This is a genomic window from Nocardiopsis sp. FR4, assembly GCF_009830945.1.
Classification (GTDB): domain Bacteria; phylum Actinomycetota; class Actinomycetes; order Streptosporangiales; family Streptosporangiaceae; genus Nocardiopsis.
The window spans coordinates 97478-118890 of record NZ_VWVV01000005.1; the positions used below are offsets into that span (position 1 = coordinate 97478).

12 protein-coding genes and 1 pseudogene are annotated in these 21413 nt (G+C 66.7%); 10 read left to right on the plus strand and 3 right to left on the minus strand.

Annotated elements, in window-relative coordinates; genetic code table 11:
- Positions 1-1634 precede the first annotated feature (1634 nt).
- The 8 genes and pseudogenes from FYW95_RS08495 (at position 1635) to FYW95_RS08530 (ending at position 18478) form a co-directional block, all read left to right on the plus strand.
- A complete protein-coding gene (locus FYW95_RS08495; protein WP_160050238.1) occupies positions 1635-3440 on the plus strand; it encodes a LamG domain-containing protein in 1806 nt (601 codons plus the stop codon).
- Between the two features lie 278 nt (positions 3441-3718).
- A pseudogene (locus tag FYW95_RS08500) lies at positions 3719-4156 on the plus strand (ATP-binding cassette domain-containing protein); the annotation flags it as partial.
- 92 nt (positions 4157-4248) lie between these two features.
- Complete coding sequence (locus tag FYW95_RS08505) at positions 4249-4689, plus strand: hypothetical protein (protein WP_160050239.1); 441 nt, start codon at positions 4249-4251, stop codon at positions 4687-4689.
- A gap of 507 nt (positions 4690-5196) precedes the next feature.
- Positions 5197-8712, plus strand: coding sequence for a LamG-like jellyroll fold domain-containing protein (locus FYW95_RS08510; RefSeq protein ID WP_160050240.1), 3516 nt, complete (start codon positions 5197-5199; stop codon positions 8710-8712).
- Positions 8713-8790: 78 nt separating this feature from the next.
- Entirely contained in the window at positions 8791-15906 is a 7116-nt protein-coding gene (locus FYW95_RS08515) for an RHS repeat-associated core domain-containing protein (RefSeq protein ID WP_160050241.1), read from the plus strand.
- Positions 15872-16495 (plus strand): hypothetical protein, encoded by a 624-nt coding sequence (locus FYW95_RS08520; protein ID WP_160050242.1) that lies wholly within the window; start codon positions 15872-15874, stop codon positions 16493-16495. Before FYW95_RS08515 ends, FYW95_RS08520 begins: the two co-directional genes overlap by 35 nt.
- 288 nt (positions 16496-16783) lie before the next feature.
- Positions 16784-17580 (plus strand): IS5 family transposase gene (locus FYW95_RS08525; protein ID WP_160050268.1). Its coding sequence is split into 2 segments (ribosomal slippage): positions 16784-17126 and positions 17126-17580, totalling 798 coding nucleotides; the frame shifts between segments, so codons are not numbered across the junction.
- Between the two features lie 445 nt (positions 17581-18025).
- Entirely contained in the window at positions 18026-18478 is a 453-nt protein-coding gene (locus FYW95_RS08530; RefSeq protein ID WP_160050243.1) for a hypothetical protein, read from the plus strand.
- Between the two features lie 361 nt (positions 18479-18839).
- On the opposite strand, the gene FYW95_RS08535 is transcribed toward FYW95_RS08530, so the two are convergent.
- From FYW95_RS08535 to FYW95_RS08545, 3 genes are all read right to left on the minus strand, one after another.
- A complete protein-coding gene (locus tag FYW95_RS08535) occupies positions 18840-19250 on the minus strand; it encodes a hypothetical protein (protein ID WP_160050244.1) in 411 nt (136 codons plus the stop codon).
- Complete coding sequence (locus FYW95_RS08540; protein WP_160050245.1) at positions 19247-19768, minus strand: ATP-binding protein; 522 nt, start codon at positions 19766-19768, stop codon at positions 19247-19249. The genes FYW95_RS08535 and FYW95_RS08540 overlap by 4 nt, the downstream gene beginning before the upstream one ends.
- A gap of 244 nt (positions 19769-20012) precedes the next feature.
- Positions 20013-20354, minus strand: a complete 342-nt coding sequence (locus tag FYW95_RS08545) for a hypothetical protein (RefSeq protein WP_159942834.1) — start codon at positions 20352-20354, stop codon at positions 20013-20015.
- A 98-nt stretch (positions 20355-20452) separates the two neighbouring features.
- Here FYW95_RS08545 and FYW95_RS08550 point away from each other — a divergent pair, with 98 nt between their 5' ends.
- On the plus strand, positions 20453-21226 hold the full coding sequence (locus tag FYW95_RS08550; protein WP_159942833.1) for a helix-turn-helix domain-containing protein: 774 nt from the start codon (positions 20453-20455) through the stop codon (positions 21224-21226).
- Positions 21223-21399: a DUF397 domain-containing protein gene (locus FYW95_RS08555; protein ID WP_159942832.1), complete on the plus strand. Its 177-nt coding sequence runs from the start codon at positions 21223-21225 to the stop codon at positions 21397-21399. The genes FYW95_RS08550 and FYW95_RS08555 overlap by 4 nt, the downstream gene beginning before the upstream one ends.
- Positions 21400-21413 lie beyond the last annotated feature (14 nt).

A 21413-nucleotide genomic window follows, 5' to 3' on the forward strand; every position in this document is an offset into this window, starting at 1 on the left:
CACTCGGGGGGTGGAAGTGAGTCGATGAGTCCGTGCGGCGTGCCGGCGCCGACGGCAGGGGCGGCCCGGCGGTCGCGGGTCCCGTCGGGGACCCGTGTGGCTGTGGCCGGCGGGCGGGGGGTTCCTGCTATCAGGTTCGGGAAGCGGGGAGGCCGCCTCATCGGTGTCTCAGCCCATACCGGCTCCTCTCCTCGGGAACACGATCCGCCCGCTGTCCGCCGGTGCCCTCACGCGGCGCCGACCGGACGGTTCTCCCGGGAGGACCGGGCCGTCCCCCGCGTCGGCGTCCACGCGGCGGGGACCCCCTCGCCGGAGCGGAGCCCGGGAGGGGGCGGCCCGGCGACCGGCGCTCCTACGGAGAGTGTGGCCTCGATCACTGGCATGCCCGGAACGGTACGCCGGACTTATGACGATGGTCAAGCATAAGTTGGCAGATCTAGACGCATTAGCCGGATGTCCGCCGGGCAATAGTGACTGTGCCTCGACGCCCGTAGGAGGGAAGACACACTGTCAGAAACGGGAGACGGACTGTGACGGAACCGCGTTCCTCCGTCGCGTCCAGCGGGGGCCTCCTCGTCATGTGGAGACCTCACCTGGGGCGGAAGCGAGTCGATGGGGCCGTGCGGTGTGCCGGTGTCGAGGGCGGCGGCGCTCCGGGGGCCGCGGGTCCCGCGCGGCCGTGGCCGGTGGGCGGGGGAGGGCCTTCCGTCGGGTTCGGGGGCGGGGCGCCGCCTCGTCGGCACCTACCGCCTCCTTTCCTCAGGGAAACGGTCCACCCGTTTTCCGTCGACACGAACACATGGTGCTGACGGCACGGAAATCGGGGGAGAGTCATACCGTTCGGAGTGCCCTGTTCTCAGCACTGGCATTGTCATCGGCGAACGGCGCGATAGCTAGGGGATGGGGAATAGTATTCGCCTGGAAGGGCGGCGGAGTTCGTCTGTTCCGAATGGACTGTGTCGCGGGTGCGCCGCCGGTGTCCGGAGCGGTGCGGTGCCGAGGAGCGGGTGGCGGCCGGGCTCCGGGATCAGTCGAGTGCCTGGTCGGAAGCGGTTCTCGCGGAACCTTCAAGTGCTCCGGACCCCCGTCCGCCACGAGGGGCGTGGCCCATTCCCAGTCCCGTGTTCGCCGTTTTTTCCGGCATGGTGACCTTGGCCGCTGGCGCAGTCATGGCGGTGCTGGGAAATCCCATGGGCGGCAAAGCAGAAGTTGACAGATATCTCCGCATTCCGCTAACAGCGGCCAGTCGATACGTCCTGTGCTTTTCCTGTGAATGGCCGGGGGTGCGGTCGCGGACAGGGAAGGCGGCTCACCACTCTTGGGAGTTCCGGGGAGGAGGGCGCGATGTCCCCGGCGGCCCAGGGCCGTGCTCCTCGCACCGCACCGCTGGTAACGCACGGCAAGGTTAAACGTGAAAGCTATGGCCATATGTGGCCAGGATGGCTCACGGTTCCACATGGATGTGCTTTTGGGCATGCCGTGCGCGCATGGGCTCTGTGTTGTGAAGTGGATCACTTGGAAGGTGTTCTCCCGGGCCTGCTAGCTTCACCTCGCATCCCAGGACGACCACCGGCCGTGTCCCGACGGCACGGACCCCACAGGTGATTCCCCACCCTGGGTTAGAAAGCCCTGCCATGCCCCGCCGTGCCCGGGTACGCGGCGCCGTCCTTCTGGCGCCGGTACTGCTGTTGCCCGCCCTGCCCGCACCCGCCCTCGCCGTGGAGGCGCCCCAGGTCACCTCCGCCGACTACCCCGCCGGGGACGAGTTCCACGGCTCCCCCGGCCAGCCTGGCGAGTTCACCTTCTCCAGCAACGGGGCTGAGGAGGTTGAGCGCTACCTCTACGCCCTCAACGACAGCTCCTGCGTCCACGAACTCATCCCCGAGGAACCGGACGGCTCGGTGACGGTCACCCTCACCCCGCGCCTGGGCGGCCCCAACCGGATCTACGCCCGCACCGTCGACACCTCCGGTAACTCCTCCGACTGCGTGCTCGTCTACTCCTTCCTCGTCGCCGAACCCAGCGACCCGGTGGTCCACCTCCCCTTCGACGAGGGCCAGGGGAACCGTGCCGCCGACCCCTCCAACCCCGGACAGGGTGCCGCCCTCTCCGAGGGCGTGGAGTGGGTCCGCGGCCGGGTCGGCACGAACGAGAACCCCAACACCAACCCCTCCCCGCGCATGGAGGGGACCGCGGTCCGCATCGACGGTGATCCCGGAGCCTACGACGAGATCACCCTCGACGACTCCGCCGTGGACACCTCCGGCACCTTCTCCGCCGCGGCCTGGGTGAAGCTGGACGGTCCCCACACCGACCACGTCGCGGTCGCCCAGGAGGGCGCCGGACAGAGCGCCTTCCACCTGGGGTACCAGGGCGACACCGGCCGGTGGGTGTTCAGGATGACGCCGGGAGAGGGGCACAGGGGCGGCTCCCCTGAGGGAACCTCGGTCGCCTCCACCGCCCCCGCCGAGGCCGGGGTGTGGACCCACCTGTTGGGTACCCACGACGAACGGACCGGTGAGATCACGCTCTACGTCGACGGCGTCGAGCAGGGCGGTGCCACACATTCGGAAGCCTGGGACGCCCAGGGGCCGCTGACCGTCGGGCGCGCCCTGGCCCAGGGCGCGGGCGACTCCCACTGGTCCGGTGCGATCGACGAGGTCCGGGTCTGGGACCGCCTCGTCCTGGACGAGACCGTGTCCGACACCGAGACCGCCTCCGAGGTGTGGCGCCTGGCCAACCGCCCGCTGGCCGCCGAGGGCCGGTGGATGCTCGACGAGTGGGACGGCACCTCAGTGGAGGACGCAACCGACCACGGCTTGGACGCCACCCTGCACGGTGATCCCCTCACCGCGTGGAACACTGCGGAGAACGGCGTCACCGCATCACCCGGTGTGCGGTTGAACGGCGGGGGCGAGTACGTCGAGGCCTCCGGCTCCGCCGTGCGTACCGACCGCAGTTTCAGCGTCGCGGCCTGGGTGCGTCTGGACGGGGCGGCTGACGGTGTCGACGCTAACGCCGTCAGTCAGGCCGGTGCCCACCGGAGCGGTTTCCGGTTGGGCTACCAGGGTTCCCAGGGCAAGTGGGTGTTCACGATGCCCTCCCACGACGAAGCGCACGGCACCGAGGCGTCTGGAGACGCCCACGCCTACTCCACCACGGCGGCCCGATTGGGGGAGTGGACCCACCTGGCGGGGGTCTACGACCACGCCGCCGGTGAGCTGGTGCTCTACGTCAACGGCTCCGAGGAGTCCCGAGCCAGTGTGGGCCACGCCTGGCACGCCGACGGTCCGCTCCGGATCGGCAGCGCCCAGCACGGAGGCTCCAACACCGGCCACTGGACCGGCGACATCGACGACGTCCACGCCTACCAGGGCGTCCTCACCGACAGGTCGGTCTCCTGGGTGTACACGGGCGAGTTCCCCAACGTGCACGGCTGACCGCACGCGCGGCCTTCGGCCCCCCTCCTGGTCTCCGGCGCTCGGCTGGAGGCCGGGAGGGGGTCGTGCCACAAGAAGTACCCGCCGGGTACCCCCGCCAGAGTGAAACCGGCCGCGGTCTCCCGTTTCCAGGACCGCATGAGCACCGCCGTGGCGTGAGGGGCGTCCTCTCCGGAGAAGGCGTGCAGAGGAACCGGAAGGCCGGCGGGGCCGGGGTGGGGCCGGTTCGGCCACCGCCGCCAGGTCCGCGCGCACCGTGGGCAGCACGTGAGCGCCCGCTGCAGGGGGTACTCGCTTCTTCGTGTGCCGGGGTGGGGCGGGTGACCGCGTTGGACTGTGTGCCGGTCCGGGTATCCCCCGGTGAGCTGGCCGCCGCGGTCTGCACCTCCGTGTCGGGCAAGTCGGGTCTGCTGGCGGTGACCGCGACCCTTGCAGAAGGTGGGGATCGTATTCCAACTGCCCAACCTGTTGGGAGTCCTGACAGCCGTCGAGCAGTCGCTGGTCGCCGAGCACATGCGCGGCCGTTCTCCACGCCGGGCGGGCGCCACCGCCCTGGAGACCTGGGCCGCGGTCGGGCTTCGTGTAAGGAGCACCGGCGTTCGCACCAGCTGTCGGGTTCCGAGCACCAACGGGTGAACATCGCGAGGGCGTTGGTGGGACGGCCGAGCGTCCTGCTGGTGGGCGGGCCGACGGCGGCGCTGGAACACGAACCGGGCCCCGTGAACCCTCCGTCGCCGTAGGCGATGATCCGTTGGGGGAACTCGTCTGGCGTCCCCGGCACAGCCGGTCTGATCGCGAGGAAGTGGACATGAACCGTAGTTCCGCGACGGTGCGGGGGTGGGCTGAGCACGTTCTCCTGGGCCTGGGAGAGGCCGACGGTTTCTCACTGGACGTCAGGAGAGTGGGAGATGTGTACCAGCTGCTCCTCCACGACGGTTTCCCCGCCGCTCCGGAGGAGACCCTGCACGCGGAATCCGGGGAGGGCGCCGAGCCGGGGGTGATCGCCGTGCTGTCCGTCGGCGGTGACGGGTCCTCCGTCACGGTGCAGCTGCCGGACTCCCTCCCGGACGCCGAGGCGGTGGCGATGCTCGCCGACGTGTTCCAGGACGAGGTCCTGGAACACCGCTTCGGTGCTCTTCTCCCGCGATGCCCGGGGCATGCCCACCCCGCGGTGGCGGAAGTGGTGGAGGGAGTGGCCTGCTGGGTCTGCCCGCGAGGTGGGGGAAGCGCCCGCCCGGTGCTCTCCTGAGACAGATCCCGGGCGGTAGCGGTGTCGCGCGCTCGCCGCAGCCCAGAGCGTGCCCGCACAACGTTTCTCCGGGCGTGGGCAGATGTTCATCTGACGCGGTCGCCCGCAGGACCCCGGTCACGGAAGTCGTTCGGCCCTCTGGGGGAGGGCTGCCGAACACCTCGTTCACGGGTACGCGTTCTCACCCCTCGGGGAGGGGAGTGAGGGGACCGCGAGGAGCCATCGCGTACTTCTTGGCCACACGGGGTGTTCGTACTGCTAGTAGGCATGTCAGCGCCAAACGTGAAAATTTTGGCCATATGTGGCCAGAGTGGGTCTTTATTCCAGATGGGCTGATGTTTGCCCATGTTGCAAACGCACATGCTTTGTGATGTGAAGTGAGTCACTCTTGGGGTGTTTCCCTGCGCCTGCTAACTTCACCTCTCGTCCCAGGACAACCACCGGCCGTGTCTGGATGGCACGGACCTCCAACAGGTGATCCCCCACCCTGGGTGAAAGAGCCCTGCCATGCTCCGCCGTGCTCGGGCACGCGTCGCCGCCCTGCTGGCGCCGGTGCTCCTGCTGTCCGCCCTGTCCGCACCCGCCCTCGCCGAGGAGGAGCCCGAGCCCGGCTCAGGCGCCCAGACCGACGGCACCGTCAACGAGCACACGGCCCTGGTGCTGGCCCAGGAGACGGGCGAACCCGTCGAGATCACCGCGGCCACCACTGAGACCACCCGGCACCTGGCCAACCCCGACGGCAGCTTCACCATGGAGCAGTCCGCCCTGCCCGTCAGGGTGCGGACGGACGAGGGCTGGACGCCGGTCGACACGGACCTGACCGTGGCCTCCGACGGCACGCTGCGGCCCAAGGCGGCCGTCGCCGACATCGCCTTCTCCGGCGGCGGGGACCGTGACCTGGCCAGCGTCGGCATCGGCTCCAACTCCGTGGGCCTGGGCTGGCCCGAGGACCTGCCCGCTCCCACCGTCGACGGCCCGCAAGCCACCTACGCCAACGTCCTGCCGGACGTGGACCTGGTCCTGACCGCCGGTGTGGACGGCTTCGGGCAGGTCCTGGTGGTGCACACCCCCGAGGCCGCACGGCACCCCGGCCTGGTGGAGCTGGAGATGCCCCTGTCCACCACGGGCGTGACCATGCGCCTGAGCGACAACGGAACCCTGGAGGCCCTGGGGGAGAAGGGCCTCGAGAGCGTCTTCACCGCGGTGGCCCCGGCCATGTGGGACTCGGCCGGTGCCGAGGAGACCGGTGAGGACCCCACGCTGATGGCCCCCATGGGCGCGCGCACCGAACTGCTCGACGTGGACCTCGCCCCCGAGAGCATCCGCCTGGTCCCCGACGCGGACATGCTCGACGACGCCGAGACCGAGTACCCCGTCTACATCGACCCCTCCGTTGCGGTCAGCCGGGTGGGGCGCACCTACGTCAACGCCAACTACCCGAGCCAGTCCTACTGGAACTACCCCACCTCCCATGAGCCCGGGGTCGGCTACGAGCCCAATGAGGGCAGCACCAAGCGCGCCTTCTGGCGGTTCAGCGTCGACTCGCGCACCAAGAGCGCCGACATCATCCGGGCCACGTTCCGCGCCAAGGTCACCCACGCCTACGGGTGCACCAACGCCCAGGTGCAGCTGTGGCGCACCGACGCCATCACGTCCTCCACCACCTGGAGCAAACAGAACACCACGGCGTTCTGGAACACCAAGCTGGACACCCGCACCATCAACGCCGGACGCGCCAACTGCCCCGGCGGCGCCTCCCCGACGGTGGAGTTCAACGCCACCACCGGGTACGTGTGGAGCCGGGACGCGGGACACGCCACCACCACCGTGGGCCTGCGCGGCAACGAGACCAAGTCCTCCAGCAACTGGGACTGGCGGCGCTTCGCTTCCAATCCCACCCTGCAGGTCGACTACAACAACCCGCCCGAGACCCCCACCAAGCTCTCGGAATCCCACGGCGGCACCTGCTCCACCGACCCGAACAATCCGCGCCTGATCAACGAGGCCCGGCCCACCTTCACCGCCTACGTCCGCGACCGCGACTCCACCTCCGCCAACCGGCAGAAGGTCAAGACCCGTTTCGGCTGGTGGGTCGACGGCACCCGTGTCGGCTACGTGGACACCTCCGCCACCAACGTGGCCGTGTGGTCCTCGGGCTCCTACCAGTCGGTGCGCTCGGCCGCCCTACCCGAGGACGTCCTGATCGGCTACCGGGCCAACGCCCACGACGGCACCTCCTGGTCGGGCTGGTCCGGCTACTGCTACCTCATGGTCAGCACCTCACGGCCCGCACAGGGGCCCGAGGTCACCTCCGCCGACTATCCCGCCGGGGACGAGTTCCACGGTTCACCCGGCCGGCCCGGCGAGTTTACCTTCTCCAACAACGGGGTCGAGGGAGCCCAGAAGTACTTCTACGCCCTCAACGACGACTCCTGCGTCCATGAGGCCACACCAGCGCAACCGGGCGGATCGGTGACACTCACCCTCACCCCGCGCCTGGGCGGCCCCAACTGGATCTACGCGCGCACCGTCGACGCCTTCGGCAACTCCTCCGACTGCGTCCTGGCCTACTCCTTCCTCGTCGCCCCGCCCAGCGACCCCGTGGCGCATTTCACCTTCGACGAGGGCGAGGGGAACCGTGCCGCCGACACCGCCAACCCCGACCAGGGAGCCACCCTCTCCGACGGCGTGGAGTGGGTCCGCGGTCGAATCGGCGCCACCGCCAACCCCGACACCAACCCCACCCCGCGCCTGGAGGGCACCGCCGTCCACACCAGCGGCTACACCGACGGTGACCCCGGCCCCTACGACGAGATCACCGCCGACCACTCCGCGGTGGACACCTCCGGCACCTTCTCCGTCTCGGCCTGGGTCAAGCTCGACCGCGCCTACGCCCACCACACCGCCGTCGCCCAGGAGGGCACCGAGCAGAGCGCCTTCCACCTGGGCTACCAGGGCAACACCGGCCAGTGGGTGTTCAAGATGTCACCCGAGGACGAGTACTGGGACGGTTCCCGTGAGTGGGCCGTGGTCACCTCTCCCCAACCCGCCGAGGTCGGGGTGTGGACCCACCTGCTGGGCACCCACGACGAGCAGAGCGGCGAGATCAAGCTCTACGTCGACGGGGTCGAACAGGGAACCGCCACCCACCCGGGACCGTGGAACGCCCAGGGCCCCCTCACGGTCGGGCGCGCCCTCTTCCAGGGCGCGGGCAACTACTACTGGCCCGGCGCGATCGACGACGTCCAGGTCTGGAACCGCCTCGTCCTGAACGAGACCGTGTCCGACACCGAGACCGCCTCCGAGGTGTGGCGCCTGGCCAACCGCCCGGTCGCCGCCGAGGGCCGGTGGATGCTCGACGAGTGGGACGGCACGCTCGTGGAGGACGCAACCGACCACGGCTTGGACGCCACCCTGCACGGCGACCCCCTCACCGCGTGGAACACCGCCGAGAACGGCATCACCGCCTCACCCGGTGTGCGGTTGAACGGCGACAGCGAGTACGTCGAGGCCCCCGGCCCGGCCCTGCGCACCGACCGCAGCTTCAGTGTCGCGGCCTGGGTGCGCCTGGACGAGACCGGTGCGGGTGTCAACACCACCGCCACCAGCCAGGCCGGCACCCACCAGAGCGGCTTCCACCTGGGCTACCAGGGGTCCCGGAGCGCGTGGGTGTTCAAGATGGCCCCCCACGACGACGAGCCCACCTCGGGTTCGACCGGATGGACCTACGCCTACTCCACCACGGCCGCCCAACTGGGGGAGTGGACCCACCTCGCCGGGGTCTACGACCACACCAGCGGTGAGCTGGTGCTCTACGTCAACGGTTTCGAGGAGTCACGGGTCAGCGTGGACCACGCCTGGCACGCCGACGGTCCCTTCCGGATCGGCAGCGCCCAGCACGCGGGCTCCAACACCTACCACTGGACCGGCGACATCGACGACGTCCACGCCTACCAGGGCGTACTCAACGATCACGGAATCTTCAACGCCCGCGACGGGGAGTTTCCCACCGCCCAGCGCTGAGCCCGCCGCCCAACTTTCCCCCACTCCGCCCCGTAACCGCGTTCCCCGTCCGCACGGACGGGGAACAGGAGGACGACTGTGACCCCGCGCAGTGACACCCCCGCCCGTCCCGGACTCCTTCGTCGAGGCCTCACCTACTCCCTGACCCTCGTACTGGCGGCCGGACTGCTGAACACGCTTCCGGCGTCCGCCAACGCCTACAACCCCCGGCCCGAGACGCAGGACTACTCGTCCGTGGAAGGGCAGGACCTGCTCTCCCCGGCCATGGGCGGAAAGGGCGAGGTCGCCCGGGCCGCCCTCACCGAGCCCGAGGAGGCCGAGTGGCCTGAGGCCGCCTCCAATGAGGTTTCTCTGGACGGCGGGCAGGTCCGGGCCCTGGAGACTCAGGAGGAGTCCCCGGTTACAGTCACCCCCGTCACGGACGAGGACCTGCAGGGGTGGGAGGTGCCCGAGCACTGGCAGGAGTGGGCACCGGAGATCCCCGAAGAGAAGGACGGACCGGGGGAGGAGAACGCCGAGCAGGAGGAGTCCGCGCCCGACGGGGAAACCGAAGCCGACGCCGAAGCTGCGACGGAGGTACCGCCTGCGGCCACGGAGGAGGTGCCGCAACACGAACCTTCGCCCGAGAGGAGCCCCGCTCCCCTCCGGGACGAGATGCGCCGCGAGCCCGTCACCTCCGAGAAGCCCGCGCCGGAGGTGGACGCCTTCGCCGATCCCGAGCCGGTCGAGTCGGTCCGGGTGGACGTGCTGGACCACGCCGCCGCCGAGGCCGCCGGGGTCAACGGTCTGCTGGTACAGGTCACCCGCACCGACGACTCGCCCACCCTCGCTCCGGTTCGGATGGAGGTCGACTACTCCGAGTTCGCCGCCTCCTTCGGCGGTGACTACGCCTCCCGGCTGCACGTGGTGGAACTCGACCCCTGTGTCCTGGAGGACTCCTGCGCGGACGGTGACACCGTCGCCTTCGACGCGCCCCAACTCCTCGACAACAGCGTCCAGGAGCAGAACCTGACCGCCGTCGTGGGCGCCGCACCCGCCCAGGGCTCCCTGTTCGCGGTCACCTCCGCCCCCTCCGGCGGCAACGGCGACTACAAGGCCACCACACTCTCCCCCTCCTCCAGTTGGAACGTCAACACCCAGTCCGGCGACTTCTCCTGGTCCTACGACCTCTCCGCCCCGCCCGCGCCCAGCGCACTCGCCCCCGCGGTCGGCCTGAGCTACTCCTCCGGCGGGGTGGACGGACGCGTCGCCACCTCCAACAACCAGACCTCCTGGATCGGCGACGGGTTCGCCTACGCCCCCGGATCGATCGAGCGCCGCTACGCCGCCTGTGCGGACTCCGGCCACCAGACCGGGGACATGTGCTGGAACACCGACAACGTCACCTTGTCGATGAGCGGGCACTCCGGCGCGCTGATCAAACACAGCGACGGCACCTACCGCCTGTCCAACGACGACGGCACCAAGGTCGAGCGCCTCACCGGCGCCACCAACGGAGCCCACAACGGTGAGTACTGGAAGGTCACCACCCCCGACGGCACCCAGTACTTCTTCGGCCGCAACCGCCTGCCCGGCTGGTCCAGCGGCGACCCCGAGACCAAGTCGGCGCAGACCATGCCCGTCTACGCCGCCAAGTCCGGCCAGCCCTGCTACAAGGCCACCTTCGCCGACTCCTGGTGCCAGCAGGCCTACAAGTGGAACCTCGACTACGTCGTGGACGTGCACGGCAACGTCATGACGTTCTACTACGACGCCGAGACCAACCACTACGGCCGCAACCTCACCAACACCGCCACCCCCTACGTGCGTGCGGCCAACGTCAAGCGCATCGAGTACGGCCTGCGCAGCGACGACGTCTACGCCACCGCCCCGGCACGGGTGGTCTTCTCCACCTCCGAGCGGTGCCTGACCACCGACTCCTTCGACTGCGCCCCCGAGAAGCGCACCTCGACCAACGCCAAGCACTGGCCCGACGTGCCCCTGGACCAGGACTGCAAGGCCGGTGCCTCCTGCGCCGGCCGACACTCGCCGACCTTCTGGTCCACCAAGAAGCTCGACGCCGTCACCACCCAGATCCGCCAGGACGGCGCGTACGCCAAGGTCGACACCTGGGCCTTCGACCACTCCTTCCCCGAGTCCGGAGACGGGACGGGGCCGACCCTGTGGCTGAACTCCATCGAGCACACCGGCCACGTCGGAGGAACCGAGACACTGCCCAAGGTCACCTTCGGCGGTACCCAGATGCCCAACCGGGTCGACTCGCCCACCGACGACATCGCGCCGATGCTGCGCTGGCGCATCACCGAGGTCAAGACCGAGTCCGGCGCCCAGCTCGACATCACCTACTCCCAGCCCGAGTGCGAACCGGGCAAGACCCCGCAGCCGCACAGCAACACCAAACGCTGCTACCCGGTCAAGTGGACCCCCGAGGGCGGGGTGGAGCTGACCGACTGGTTCCACAAGTACGTGGTCACCGAGGTCAACGAACTCGATCTCGTCACCGACCAGCCCACGCTCACCACCAGCTACGACTACGTGGGCACCCCGGCCTGGCGCTACACCGAGGCCGACGGCATGGTCAAGGACAAGTACCGCACCTGGGCCGACTGGCGCGGTTACGACCGGGTCATCGTCCGCACCGGTCACCCCAGCGAGGAGCGCACCGAGACCGAGTACCTGTACTTCCAGGGCATGGACGGAGACAAGCAGCCCACCGGAACCAGGAGCGTCTCGGTCACCGACTCACGCGGAGTCGAGCACACCGACCACAAGGAACTCAACGGAACCCTCCTCGAGGTCATCACGCGCAACGGGGAGGGCGGCGAGGAACTCTCCCGCGAGATCTCCACCCCGTGGCTGCGCAAGACCGCCGAGGTCAAGCACCCCTGGGGCAGCCAGACCGCGCACATGGTCCGGACCAAGCAGGTGAACAGCTTCACCCGTGTGGCCGACGGCACCTGGCGCCAGGTCCGAGTGGACCACACCCTCAACGACGACGGGGTCATCACACGCACGCGCGACCACGGCGACGTCGATGTGTCCGGTGACGAGAAGTGCATCCACACCACCCACGTCAGCAACACCAGCGCCTGGATCCTCAACCTGATCTCCCGGACCGAGACCCTCGCCGTGGACTGCGGGCAGACCCCCGACCGGCCCGAGGACGTCGTCACCGACGAACTGGTCCTCTACGACGGCCGCGGACACGGCGCCGCGCCGACCCGGGGCCTGCCCACCCGCACCGAGAAACTCGACTCCTACTCCGGTGGCCAGCCCGTCTACCAGAAGGTGCAGGAAGCCGAGTTCGACGCCTTCGGCAACACCGTCGCCGAGACCGACGCCAACGGCGGAGTGACCACCACCGACTACACCCAAACCTCCAGCGGACTGCCGGAGTCGGTCACCGAGACCAACCCGGTCGGACACACCACGACCACGGTCGTGGATCCGGCGCGCGGTATGCCCGTGGCCGAGACCGACGCCAACGGCCGCACGATGCACATGGCCTACGACCCCCTGGGCCGTCTCGTCAACGTGTGGCTTCCCGACCGGAACCCCGCAACCGACACCCCCACCGCGAAGTTCGAGTACCACATCCGCCAGGATGCGCCCACCTCGATCGTCACGCACACCCTGCGCACCTCGACCGAGTACGTCACCGGTTACGAGATCTTCGACGCCTTCCTGCGCCCCCGGCAGTCCCAGAGCCCGGCCCCAGGCGGGGGACGGCTGATCACCGACACCTTCCACGACACCCGCGGCCAGGTGATCAAGGAGCGGGAGGCCTACTTCAACGCCGACGAGCCGAGCGACACCCTGCTCGTCGTCGCCAACGACGCCTCCATTCCCCGTCAGACCGAGACCCTCTACGACGGGGCCGGACGTACCACCGACGTGCTGCACGTGGCGTTCGGCGAGGAGGGCTGGCGCACCAGCACCGAGCACCAGGGCGACCGCAACCTGGTCACCCCGCCCGCCGGGGGCGTGGCCACCACCTCCATCAGTGACGCTCAGGGCCGCCTGACCGAGGTGCGCACCCACCACGGCGCCACCCCCGAGGGCGACTACGACGCCATCACCTACACCTACGCCAAGAACGACCAGCTGGCCACGGTCACCGACCCCGAGGGCAACACCTGGACCTACACCTACGACCTGCGCGGTCGCCTGGTCCAGACCGAGGACCCCGTCGCGGGCACCACCACGATGACCTACAACCAGCTGGACCAGCTGGTGACCAGCACCGACGCCCGCGGTGAGACCCTCGCCTACTCCTACGACGCCATCGGCCGCAAGGTCGGGGTGCACGACGATTCCCCTGAGGGCCCCCTCCGCGCGAGCTGGGTCTACGACACCCTCGCCAAGGGCCGTCTGACCTCGGCTACCCGATACGTCAACGGCAGTGCCTACACCTCGCGGGTGGTGACCTACGACCAGTTCTACCGGCCCCTGGCCACCGAGGTCCTCATTCCCTCCAGTGAGCCGGGGCTCGCGGGCCGGTACCGGTTCACCACCGCCTACAACCGGGACGGCTCCGTGCAGTCCCAGACGCTGCCCGCCGCGGGCGGTCTGGGCCGGGAGTCCGTGACCCACTTCTACAACGAGCTGGGCATGCCCACCCAGATGTCGGGTTTCACTGGCTATGTCACGGAGACCGTCTACAACAAGCTGGGCCAGATCACCCAGCGCACGATGGACATCGGTGACTCCAGCGCCCACGCCACCCACCTGACGCGCAAATACGACAAGGCCACCGGGCGTATGTCCGAGACCAGCCTGGTCCCCGAGCGCGGGGTCACAGGGTCCCTGGTACACCAGCACTACGCCTACGACGACGCGGGCAACGTCCTGAACCTGCGTGACGAGCCCACCGCCGACCACCTCCAGGCGGACGTGCAGTGCTTCGCCTACGACCACATGCGCCGGATGACCGACGTGTGGACCCCGGACGCCACCGGTGAGCAGGCGTGTGAGGCGGCGCCGTCGGCCGACGCCCTGGGCGGGGCGGCCCCGTACTGGCACTCCTACGCCTACGACACCCTGGGCAACCGCACCACCGAGGTCCAGCACGGTCCCACGGGAGATGTCACCCGTACCTACACCCACGGTGATGCGGCCGGACTGCGTCCCCAGGCGCTGACCAAGGTCGAGCAGACCGGTCCCGCCGGTGACCGACTGGAGGAGTACTCCTACGACGAGGCCGGCAACATGACCGGCCGCACCACCGCCGCCCGCGACCAGGACCTGGAGTGGGACGCCGAGGGCAACCTGTCCCGGGTGACCGAGGAGGACGGGTCCGCCACCTCCTACGTCTACGACGCCGACGGACAGCGCCTGATCCGGCACGCTCCGGACTCCTCCACCCTGTACCTGCCGGGTATGGAGTTGCGCCTGGACAAGCAGAGCCTGGTCAAGGAGGCCACCCGGTTCTACTCCTTCGCGGGTGAGACCGTGGCGGTCCGTGAGAACGACGGCACCCTGTCCTGGATCCACTCCGACCGCCACGGCACCGGCCAGGTCGCGGTCAACGCCCGTACGGGTGAGGAGACCCGCCGGTACATGACGGCGTTCGGCACCGCTCGCGGTGACCAGGGGCAGTGGCCCTCCGAACGCGGGTTCGTGAACGGCACGATCGATGCCTCCACCGGGTTGACCCAGCTGGGAGCGCGTGCCTACGACTCGGGGCTGGGCCGGTTCATCTCGGTGGACCCGGTTATGGACGTGACCGATCACCAGCAGATGCACGGTTACGTCTACTCCAACAACAACCCGGTGACTTTCACCGACCCCGACGGTTTGAGCATCCTGTGCATCGACATCTGCGGCCCGGGGGGCTATGCGGTCAATGTCAATGTTCCCGGCGGCGGCAAGGGGATGTATGACTACAGCCGTAACGAGTACATCAGATACGGCTCTGCTCCCGATGACGATCGCCCCAAGGGACGGACATGGGGTTCTGGGGGGAGATCGTCAGTTTCCCGCGGCAGTTCCGGTGGTGGTTCTGCTGGCGGAACCACGTATCAGAGCCAGCAGCAGTCGCGGGCCTACCTGGAAGCCCAGAAAGAGAAGGAAGAGGCCAAGCGGAAGCTGATCGCCGCCGCGACCGGTCTGGCGAAGCTGGTCGCTGACGAGCTGGGCATCACGGCTGGCCTGGAGTGCTTCACCACGGGCGACCTGGGAGCCTGCGGCGAGACCGCTCTCAACGTCGCCTCCATGTTCGTGGGCGGCCTGGCCGGCAAGATCGCTGTCAAGTACGGCCTGAGATGGGGCAAGGCCGCAGAGCTAGGCCGTAAGATTGCTGATCTCGGCGGCGACCTCATCGACGGAGTCCGAGGTCTGGTCAGGTCCAACCGTAAGGTCGACAACCTTTCCTGTCCGCTCGACAACAGTTTCATACCCGGTACCCGGGTGATGATGGCCGATGGGTCGACCAAACCCATCGAAGAGGTCGAGGTCGGCGAGCGGGTGTTGGCCACTGACCCGGAGACCGGTGAGCGAACGGCTCGGAGGGTGCTGGCCACGATCGTCGGCTCGGGCACCAAGACGCTGGTAGAGATCACCGTGGACCCGACCACCGAGCGTGAAGCTCTCGGTGAGGCCACTGGGGCCGAAGCTCAGAGTGACCGGGCGGAGCAGTCGGAGATTTTTGGTCCGGTAACTGCGGGGGATGTGGTCATCGCGACCGACGGACACCCGTTCTGGGTCCCCGACCTGCAGTTGTGGATCGATGCGATCGACCTGACCCCTGGGACGTGGCTGCAGACCTCAGCGGGCACCTGGGTGCAGGTCTCTGCGGTCCAGTCCTGGACCCAGGCCGCGACAGTCCATAACCTGACCGTCCAGGGCGTCCACACATTTCACGCGACTGCCGGTTCGCTGGGTCTGCTCAACCACAACGTGGGAGGGATGGAGGGATGCTCTGATGCCGCATACCAGGGTGTTCTTCACATCCAGGATGAATTGGATCGAGAAATTAAGTCTGGGAAGCCGAGGAATCACGATTTGGGTATGCAGGAAGACGAGTTGGCTGATTATCTTGACGGTTATGCGGGTAGGTCCGATGGTGCTGAAATGAGAAATGGCGGAAGGGGATGGCATGACCAGGAGCGCGGTATTACAGTTATTCAAGCAAGTGAAATTTCAATGACGGCCTACCGGGATGATCTCGATGCTTTCAATAGAAGGAAGAGGTAAAGGAGGGGCTCGCCTGTATAGAATCGATGCGGGCGGCCGTGAGATACAGTCCTTGATGCTCTGTATTCTTGGGTTTGTTGAATCAAACTCAAGAAACGAGGTGTTCATCGCGACGGGTTGCTCTGCGGAGGATTTCTATGAAACGGTAGCCGCCATGGAGCAAGTTTCAGATTCGGGAGCAGGGGAGGTGCGGGCAGAAATTAATTTTAAAGGCCAAGGGGAAGGCTGGATAGCGAAGCCGAGGCCGGCTGTCATTCTAGATCTTGATATCGAAAATTTTAAGGCCTTTGTAGAGTCACTCTTTGAGTGCTTCGAGGGCGAGTCCGGGCAGCATGTTGTTGGTGATGTCGAACTCGATGTACGTAGAATGAAGCGGGTGCTTTCAGGCTTCCTCTCCATTGTTGGGTTGGGTGAAGTTCGGATTGACTTGCATGATAAGGAGTGTGGAATATCCTTGATGGACTCCCCTCGCGGAGTGAGGACTATTTTAAGCAGTGCGGCTGCCAAGGTTCTTGGCAATTGCGCCCTGGAGCATATTGAAAAGTTTCCCCAGGATGGCCGTCAATATATAATTGAAAGATTCGCGTAATGAAAGTTGCTCACTTTCTTTGAATCTTTCAAGCAGAAGGGCTGTTCGGCCCTGATCCACGTTCCGGTGTACTACACGGCGACACGGGTGACCAGTTCCCGTGCGGCTCTGTGCTCGCCCTGTCTTTCGGCGATCGAAGCGATCGTGATCGGGGGCATCACTCCTCTCCCTCTTCCTGGGACAGGTGTTCCTGAACGGGAGCGGGAAGGAGTTGGTTGGTCCGGAGCAGCTCACGTGGGGTGTAAGAGCTCATCTCATTTGGGTTCTCGGTAACCTGGTCGCGTGTCGATGGTGGAACGGCTGGTGCCGGACGAGCTGTGGGAACTGTTCCAACAGGTGGTGCCCGAGGCACCCACCCGCCCCCAGGGCGGCGGCCGACGCAGACACGGCGACCGCCAGGTCCTGGCCGCGATCATCTTCGTGACCACCACCGGCTGCACCTGGGCCCAGCTCCCGCCGGTGTTCGGACCCTCAGGGCCTACTGCGCACCGCCGCTTCACCGAGTGGACCCGGGCCCGGGTCTGGGTCAAGCTGCACCGCTTGGTGCTGGACGAGCTCGGCGCCCGCGGTGAGCTGGACTGGTCGCGGTGCGCGATCGACTCAGTCAACATGCGCGCCCTCAAAGGGGGGAGCTGACAGGTCCGAATCCTGTCGATCGGGGCAAGAAAGGGTTGAAGATCCACCTGATCACCGACCGGGCCGGTCTGCCCCTGTCGGTGGCGATCTCGGGAGCCAACACCCACGACAGCCAAGCCCTCCAACCCCTGGTGCGGGGGATCCCTCCGATCCGGTCCCGCCGTGGACCCCGCAGGCGCAAGCCTGCCAAGCTGCACGGCGACAAGGGCTATGACTACGCCCACCTGCGTCGATGGCTGCGCGAACGCGGGATCGTGCACCGCCTGGCCCGCAAGGGCGTGGAGTCCTCCAAGCGGTTGGGGCGATACCGGTGGCAGGTCGAGCGCACCATGGCCTGGCTGACCGGATGCCGACGCCTGCACCGCAGGTACGAACGCAAAGCCGACCACTTCCTCGCTTTCGCTGGTATCGCCTGCACGCTGATCTGCTACCGCAGACTCACCAAATGAGATGAGCTCTTAACCACAACTGTGGCGGAGATAAGTATGTTACTTACACGAAAACAAATCCAATGACTGGTGATGTTTGCACAGGGCGCACGAGTGGAAGTGGAGATCCAATCAGTATCGTAGTTAGCCGGGATAGAAGCCACCACATGAGTTCTGGGGGTTACGGTCCTGCGGCGCTAGATAGGTCTGTTGGTGCAACGTTGCCCCGTAGTCAGCGGCATAGCGATACTGCATATCAGATAATCCGAGGAAGGGGGTAAAGCTTGATTGGCTTCTTCGGTGGCGCCCAAGCCGCTGGGGGTAATTCTGGCAATGCTATTCGTGGAATCGCTGACGACTCGCCCCGCAGGTCGACGTACATGAATGCGGCTAGGCGAGCCTGGGGTTTGCTCTAGTGAGATGCGTTCGAATTTTCTGCGAGTACGCTGTAGTGTGAGGCTGTGACGTGAAAGTTGACTTCACTCCGGGGGCTCTATTTAAATTCCCTGCCGGAGAAGGGAAGCAGGCATTTTCGCTGATGCTGGCGAAGTTCCCTTACGTTTCTTTCTATCGTGGAGACGCTCAACTCGAAGATTCCGGGACCCCTTCCGGTCAACCCCTGTTCACCGTTGCCGTTGAGAAGGCTGCCTACAGTTCTGGTGGGTGGGGTGAGCCGATTCGCCAATTGCCGGTGGAAATAATTCCTGATATTCCAAAATTCTTCTGGCAGAGTCCGGTGAGGAAGTCGGAATGTAATATAGTAGAACCTGGAAAGCGAAGGATCTCGGCGGGTCCAAGTGAGTGCGTTGGACTTGAAGCCGAAGCTGTTTGGGGGGCTGGCCATATAAAGTCAAGGTTTATTGATGCGCATGCCGGCCGGGCAAATATTTTCTCTGAATCTCTAAAGGTGAAGTTGTAAAAGATGTTTTCTCTGTAGGGTAATATGAAACTCTGACGGTCTTGCTGGCGTCGGTCTCTATGCGGTGGAGTGGTCTTATTTCGGTTCCGTTGACCTGAGGAGGATCCCCTCGGACGTCTGTGCTGATCAGGTCATCAAGTGATGCTCCGTATTTTAGAACATCGCGCGATAGGGTTGCCTTCGCGGCGAACGCGGCTCCACAGGGGGTTGTCGAGCCGCTTTTCCGGGTCCTCTCAGACCACGGTGGCCGGTTGTCTCGGCTCGAACCCTAAGGTTGTCAGCCAGTTGATGCGGGTGAGGTGAGCAGACGTGGGAAGCACGGTCGCACCGGGCTCCGGTCTGGCGCGATCGTCGGTGGGGGCTACAGGGCGATTGTGCCGAGGTGGTGGGCGAACGCGCCCGCCAGGGCGGCGAGCGTGTAGCTGGTCAGGGTCCAGCCGAGGCGGTGGCGTGGTTTGCGGTGGCGGCGCGGGCGCCGGGGGAGAGGGTGCCGCGGGGTGTCGTCGGGTGCCGGGCGCGGACGCGGGACCGGCGGCGTCTCCGTTTCCCTCTGGCGGGAGGACTCGGTGATGCGTGCTGCGTGGATGTACATCCAGGGCGGAAGTTCGCCGTGCTCCAGGCGGTAGGCGACGCGCGGGTTGTCGCGCATCTGGGCGAGGAGAATTTGTTCGCGGGTTCGGCTGGTGCCGGTGGGTGTGCCGGGGCGGACGAAGCGCTGGCTCCGGGGCGCGTTGAGGACCTCACGGATGCGGGTGGTCGACTCGGTGCTCATCGGGCCGCCCCGGTGGGGGAGGGGTGGGTGAACTCGGCCCAGACGACCGTGCCCAGACCCGCGCAGAACGGGAAGTCGACCACGGGTCGGGTACCCCATGCGGTGGCGAGGTGGTGCAGGAGCAGCAGACCGCGGCCGTTCTCGGCCTCCTGCCATTCCCGGCCGGTGCGCTGGGCCGGGATGCCCGGGGTGGGGGCGTGGTCGTCGGTCAGGCCGTCGTCGATGACGGACAGACGCAGGGTCGTTGCGCTGCCCGGAACAGAGGAGGCGGAGAGTGCCCGGATGACCCGGCCGCCCTCCTGGCCGGAGCGGGTGTGCTCCACGGCGTTGGCCAGCATCTCGGTACCGCAGAGTTCGATGTTGGACAGCAGGTCCGGGCTGAGGTCGGGCAGCACGGAGAGGTCGGTGCGCAGGTCGGCTCGGAAGCGTGCGGTGTGGGCCAGGTCGCCGTCGTAGAGGCGGGGGTTCCAGCGCCGTCCCGGGTGGGTGGGGGTGGCGGTCTGCGGCACAATGGCCATGTCGGTGTCTCTTTTCTGGGTTTGTGGAGATGTGCTGGCCGTGCCCTGGGGGCGTTGTTAGCGCCCGCCGGGGCGTTTCCATGTCCGGCCAGAAGACATGCGGGGAAGTGCGCGAGTGTTTTCCACCATCGGGATTTTTGGGTTGAAGTGGTGGAAAACTGGCGTTCTGTAATCGCGGCCTGAGTGGTGGAGTGGGGCGGGTGTGTTGCCATGCGCCGATTTCGCGGCTTTTGTCTCTCAGATCTCACGCGGGTTCGGAGGACTTCTTGTGCGCGGAGCGGCTCGGTAGCGGCGGCCGGGATCCCGCCCGGTCCTGGATGACGGCCTCGATGAGGAGTTCGAGTCGGTCGCGCCGCACGAACTTCCAGGTTCCGTGCTGGTCCTGGTAGCTCCAGGACCAGTTGTCCTTGAGGCCGATGGCGACGTCGCCCAGGTAGGAGGGACCGACCAGGGCGCGCTCGACGTCGGGACCCTGGGTCCAGGGGAAGCGGCGCCACTCGACGGTGAAAGTCAGGCCGCGCTGGTTCTGGAAGGCGGCGATGGCCGCCGAGAACATGTCCGAGTTCTGCTTCGTTCGGTTCTGCATGTTTCCAGGCTCATGCGATCCGGCGTTGCTGCGCTAGTAACAGTGCTGTCTCGGGAAAGTTATGGTGCTGCGCGTAACAGGCTGAGTAATTTTGGAACATGAGTGAAGCACGGTTTCCGGAACAACTACTCAAAGCGCGCGAGTTGGCGGGCCTGACTCAGCGGCAGCTTGCTGCGCGTGCGGGTACGTCCTCAGCTTCTGTTTGCCGCTGGGAAGGGGGTATTTCGACACCAAAGCGGGATAATGTCCAACTTCTGGACGAAGCAACCTCTGCGCGTGGCCGCTTGTTGCGGGCGTGGTCGGATGACCGTGAGAGTCAAGGCATCCCCGCGTACATGCGCGACCTGGGGCGACTCGAAGAGATGGCTCGTACGATCGAGCTGGTTTCTCCTCACCTGATCCCGGGACTTCTGCAATCGCCTGGCTACGCGCGGCTCGTGTTCGAAGACGGTCTCATGGGAGATCCGCCGAAAGAGCTGGATCGCCTGGTTGCGCTACGTTGCCGTCGGTACGAGCAGCTTCGAAAAATGAACGATCCGCGCATCGTCGCAGTGTTCCCTGAAACCGCACTGGCGTTCGCTCCCGAAGCTGTGCGCAAAGAGCAGGTTCGTCACCTTCTAGGCATGATTGATGCAGGGAAGGTACGACTTAACCTGGTTCCTCAGGGCTCGCTTTTGTGGGGCACAGTCTCCATGTTGCTGGTGTTTCATATGGAAAACGGTGAGGCTGTAGTCTCCTCGGATCATGTGGACGGTAACGTGATCTACGAAGATTCTGCTGGTTACACCCGGTTGCAGGGTCTGGTGAAGCAGGCGCTTGGCGCCGCTCTGCCCGCTGGTCAGTCGCGAATGGTATTGGAGAAGCTCCAATGAGTAAACAGGAGTTCCACAAGTCGTCTTACTCCTCCTCGGGGTCGAACTGCGTCGAGGTGAGCGAGGGCGCGAACACCCTGGTCCGTGACTCACAGAACCCCGGCACGGGCACGCTGGCCTTCTCCGCCCAAGAGTGGGCCCACCTCGTCCGGTCGGTGTCCGTCCCCCGGTAACCCCCGCCCCCGCA

Coding starts and splice junctions, on each gene's coding strand:
- FYW95_RS08495 (WP_160050238.1), top strand. CDS start 1,635: ATGCCCCGCCGTGCCCGGGTACGCGGCGCCGTCCTTCTGGCGCCGGTA.
- FYW95_RS08505 (WP_160050239.1), top strand. CDS start 4,249: ATGAACCGTAGTTCCGCGACGGTGCGGGGGTGGGCTGAGCACGTTCTC.
- FYW95_RS08510 (WP_160050240.1), top strand. CDS start 5,197: ATGCTCCGCCGTGCTCGGGCACGCGTCGCCGCCCTGCTGGCGCCGGTG.
- FYW95_RS08520 (WP_160050242.1), top strand. CDS start 15,872: ATGATCTCGATGCTTTCAATAGAAGGAAGAGGTAAAGGAGGGGCTCGC.
- FYW95_RS08535 (WP_160050244.1), bottom strand. CDS start 19,250: ATGAGCACCGAGTCGACCACCCGCATCCGTGAGGTCCTCAACGCGCCC.
- FYW95_RS08540 (WP_160050245.1), bottom strand. CDS start 19,768: ATGGCCATTGTGCCGCAGACCGCCACCCCCACCCACCCGGGACGGCGC.
- FYW95_RS08545 (WP_159942834.1), bottom strand. CDS start 20,354: ATGCAGAACCGAACGAAGCAGAACTCGGACATGTTCTCGGCGGCCATC.
- FYW95_RS08550 (WP_159942833.1), top strand. CDS start 20,453: ATGAGTGAAGCACGGTTTCCGGAACAACTACTCAAAGCGCGCGAGTTG.
- FYW95_RS08555 (WP_159942832.1), top strand. CDS start 21,223: ATGAGTAAACAGGAGTTCCACAAGTCGTCTTACTCCTCCTCGGGGTCG.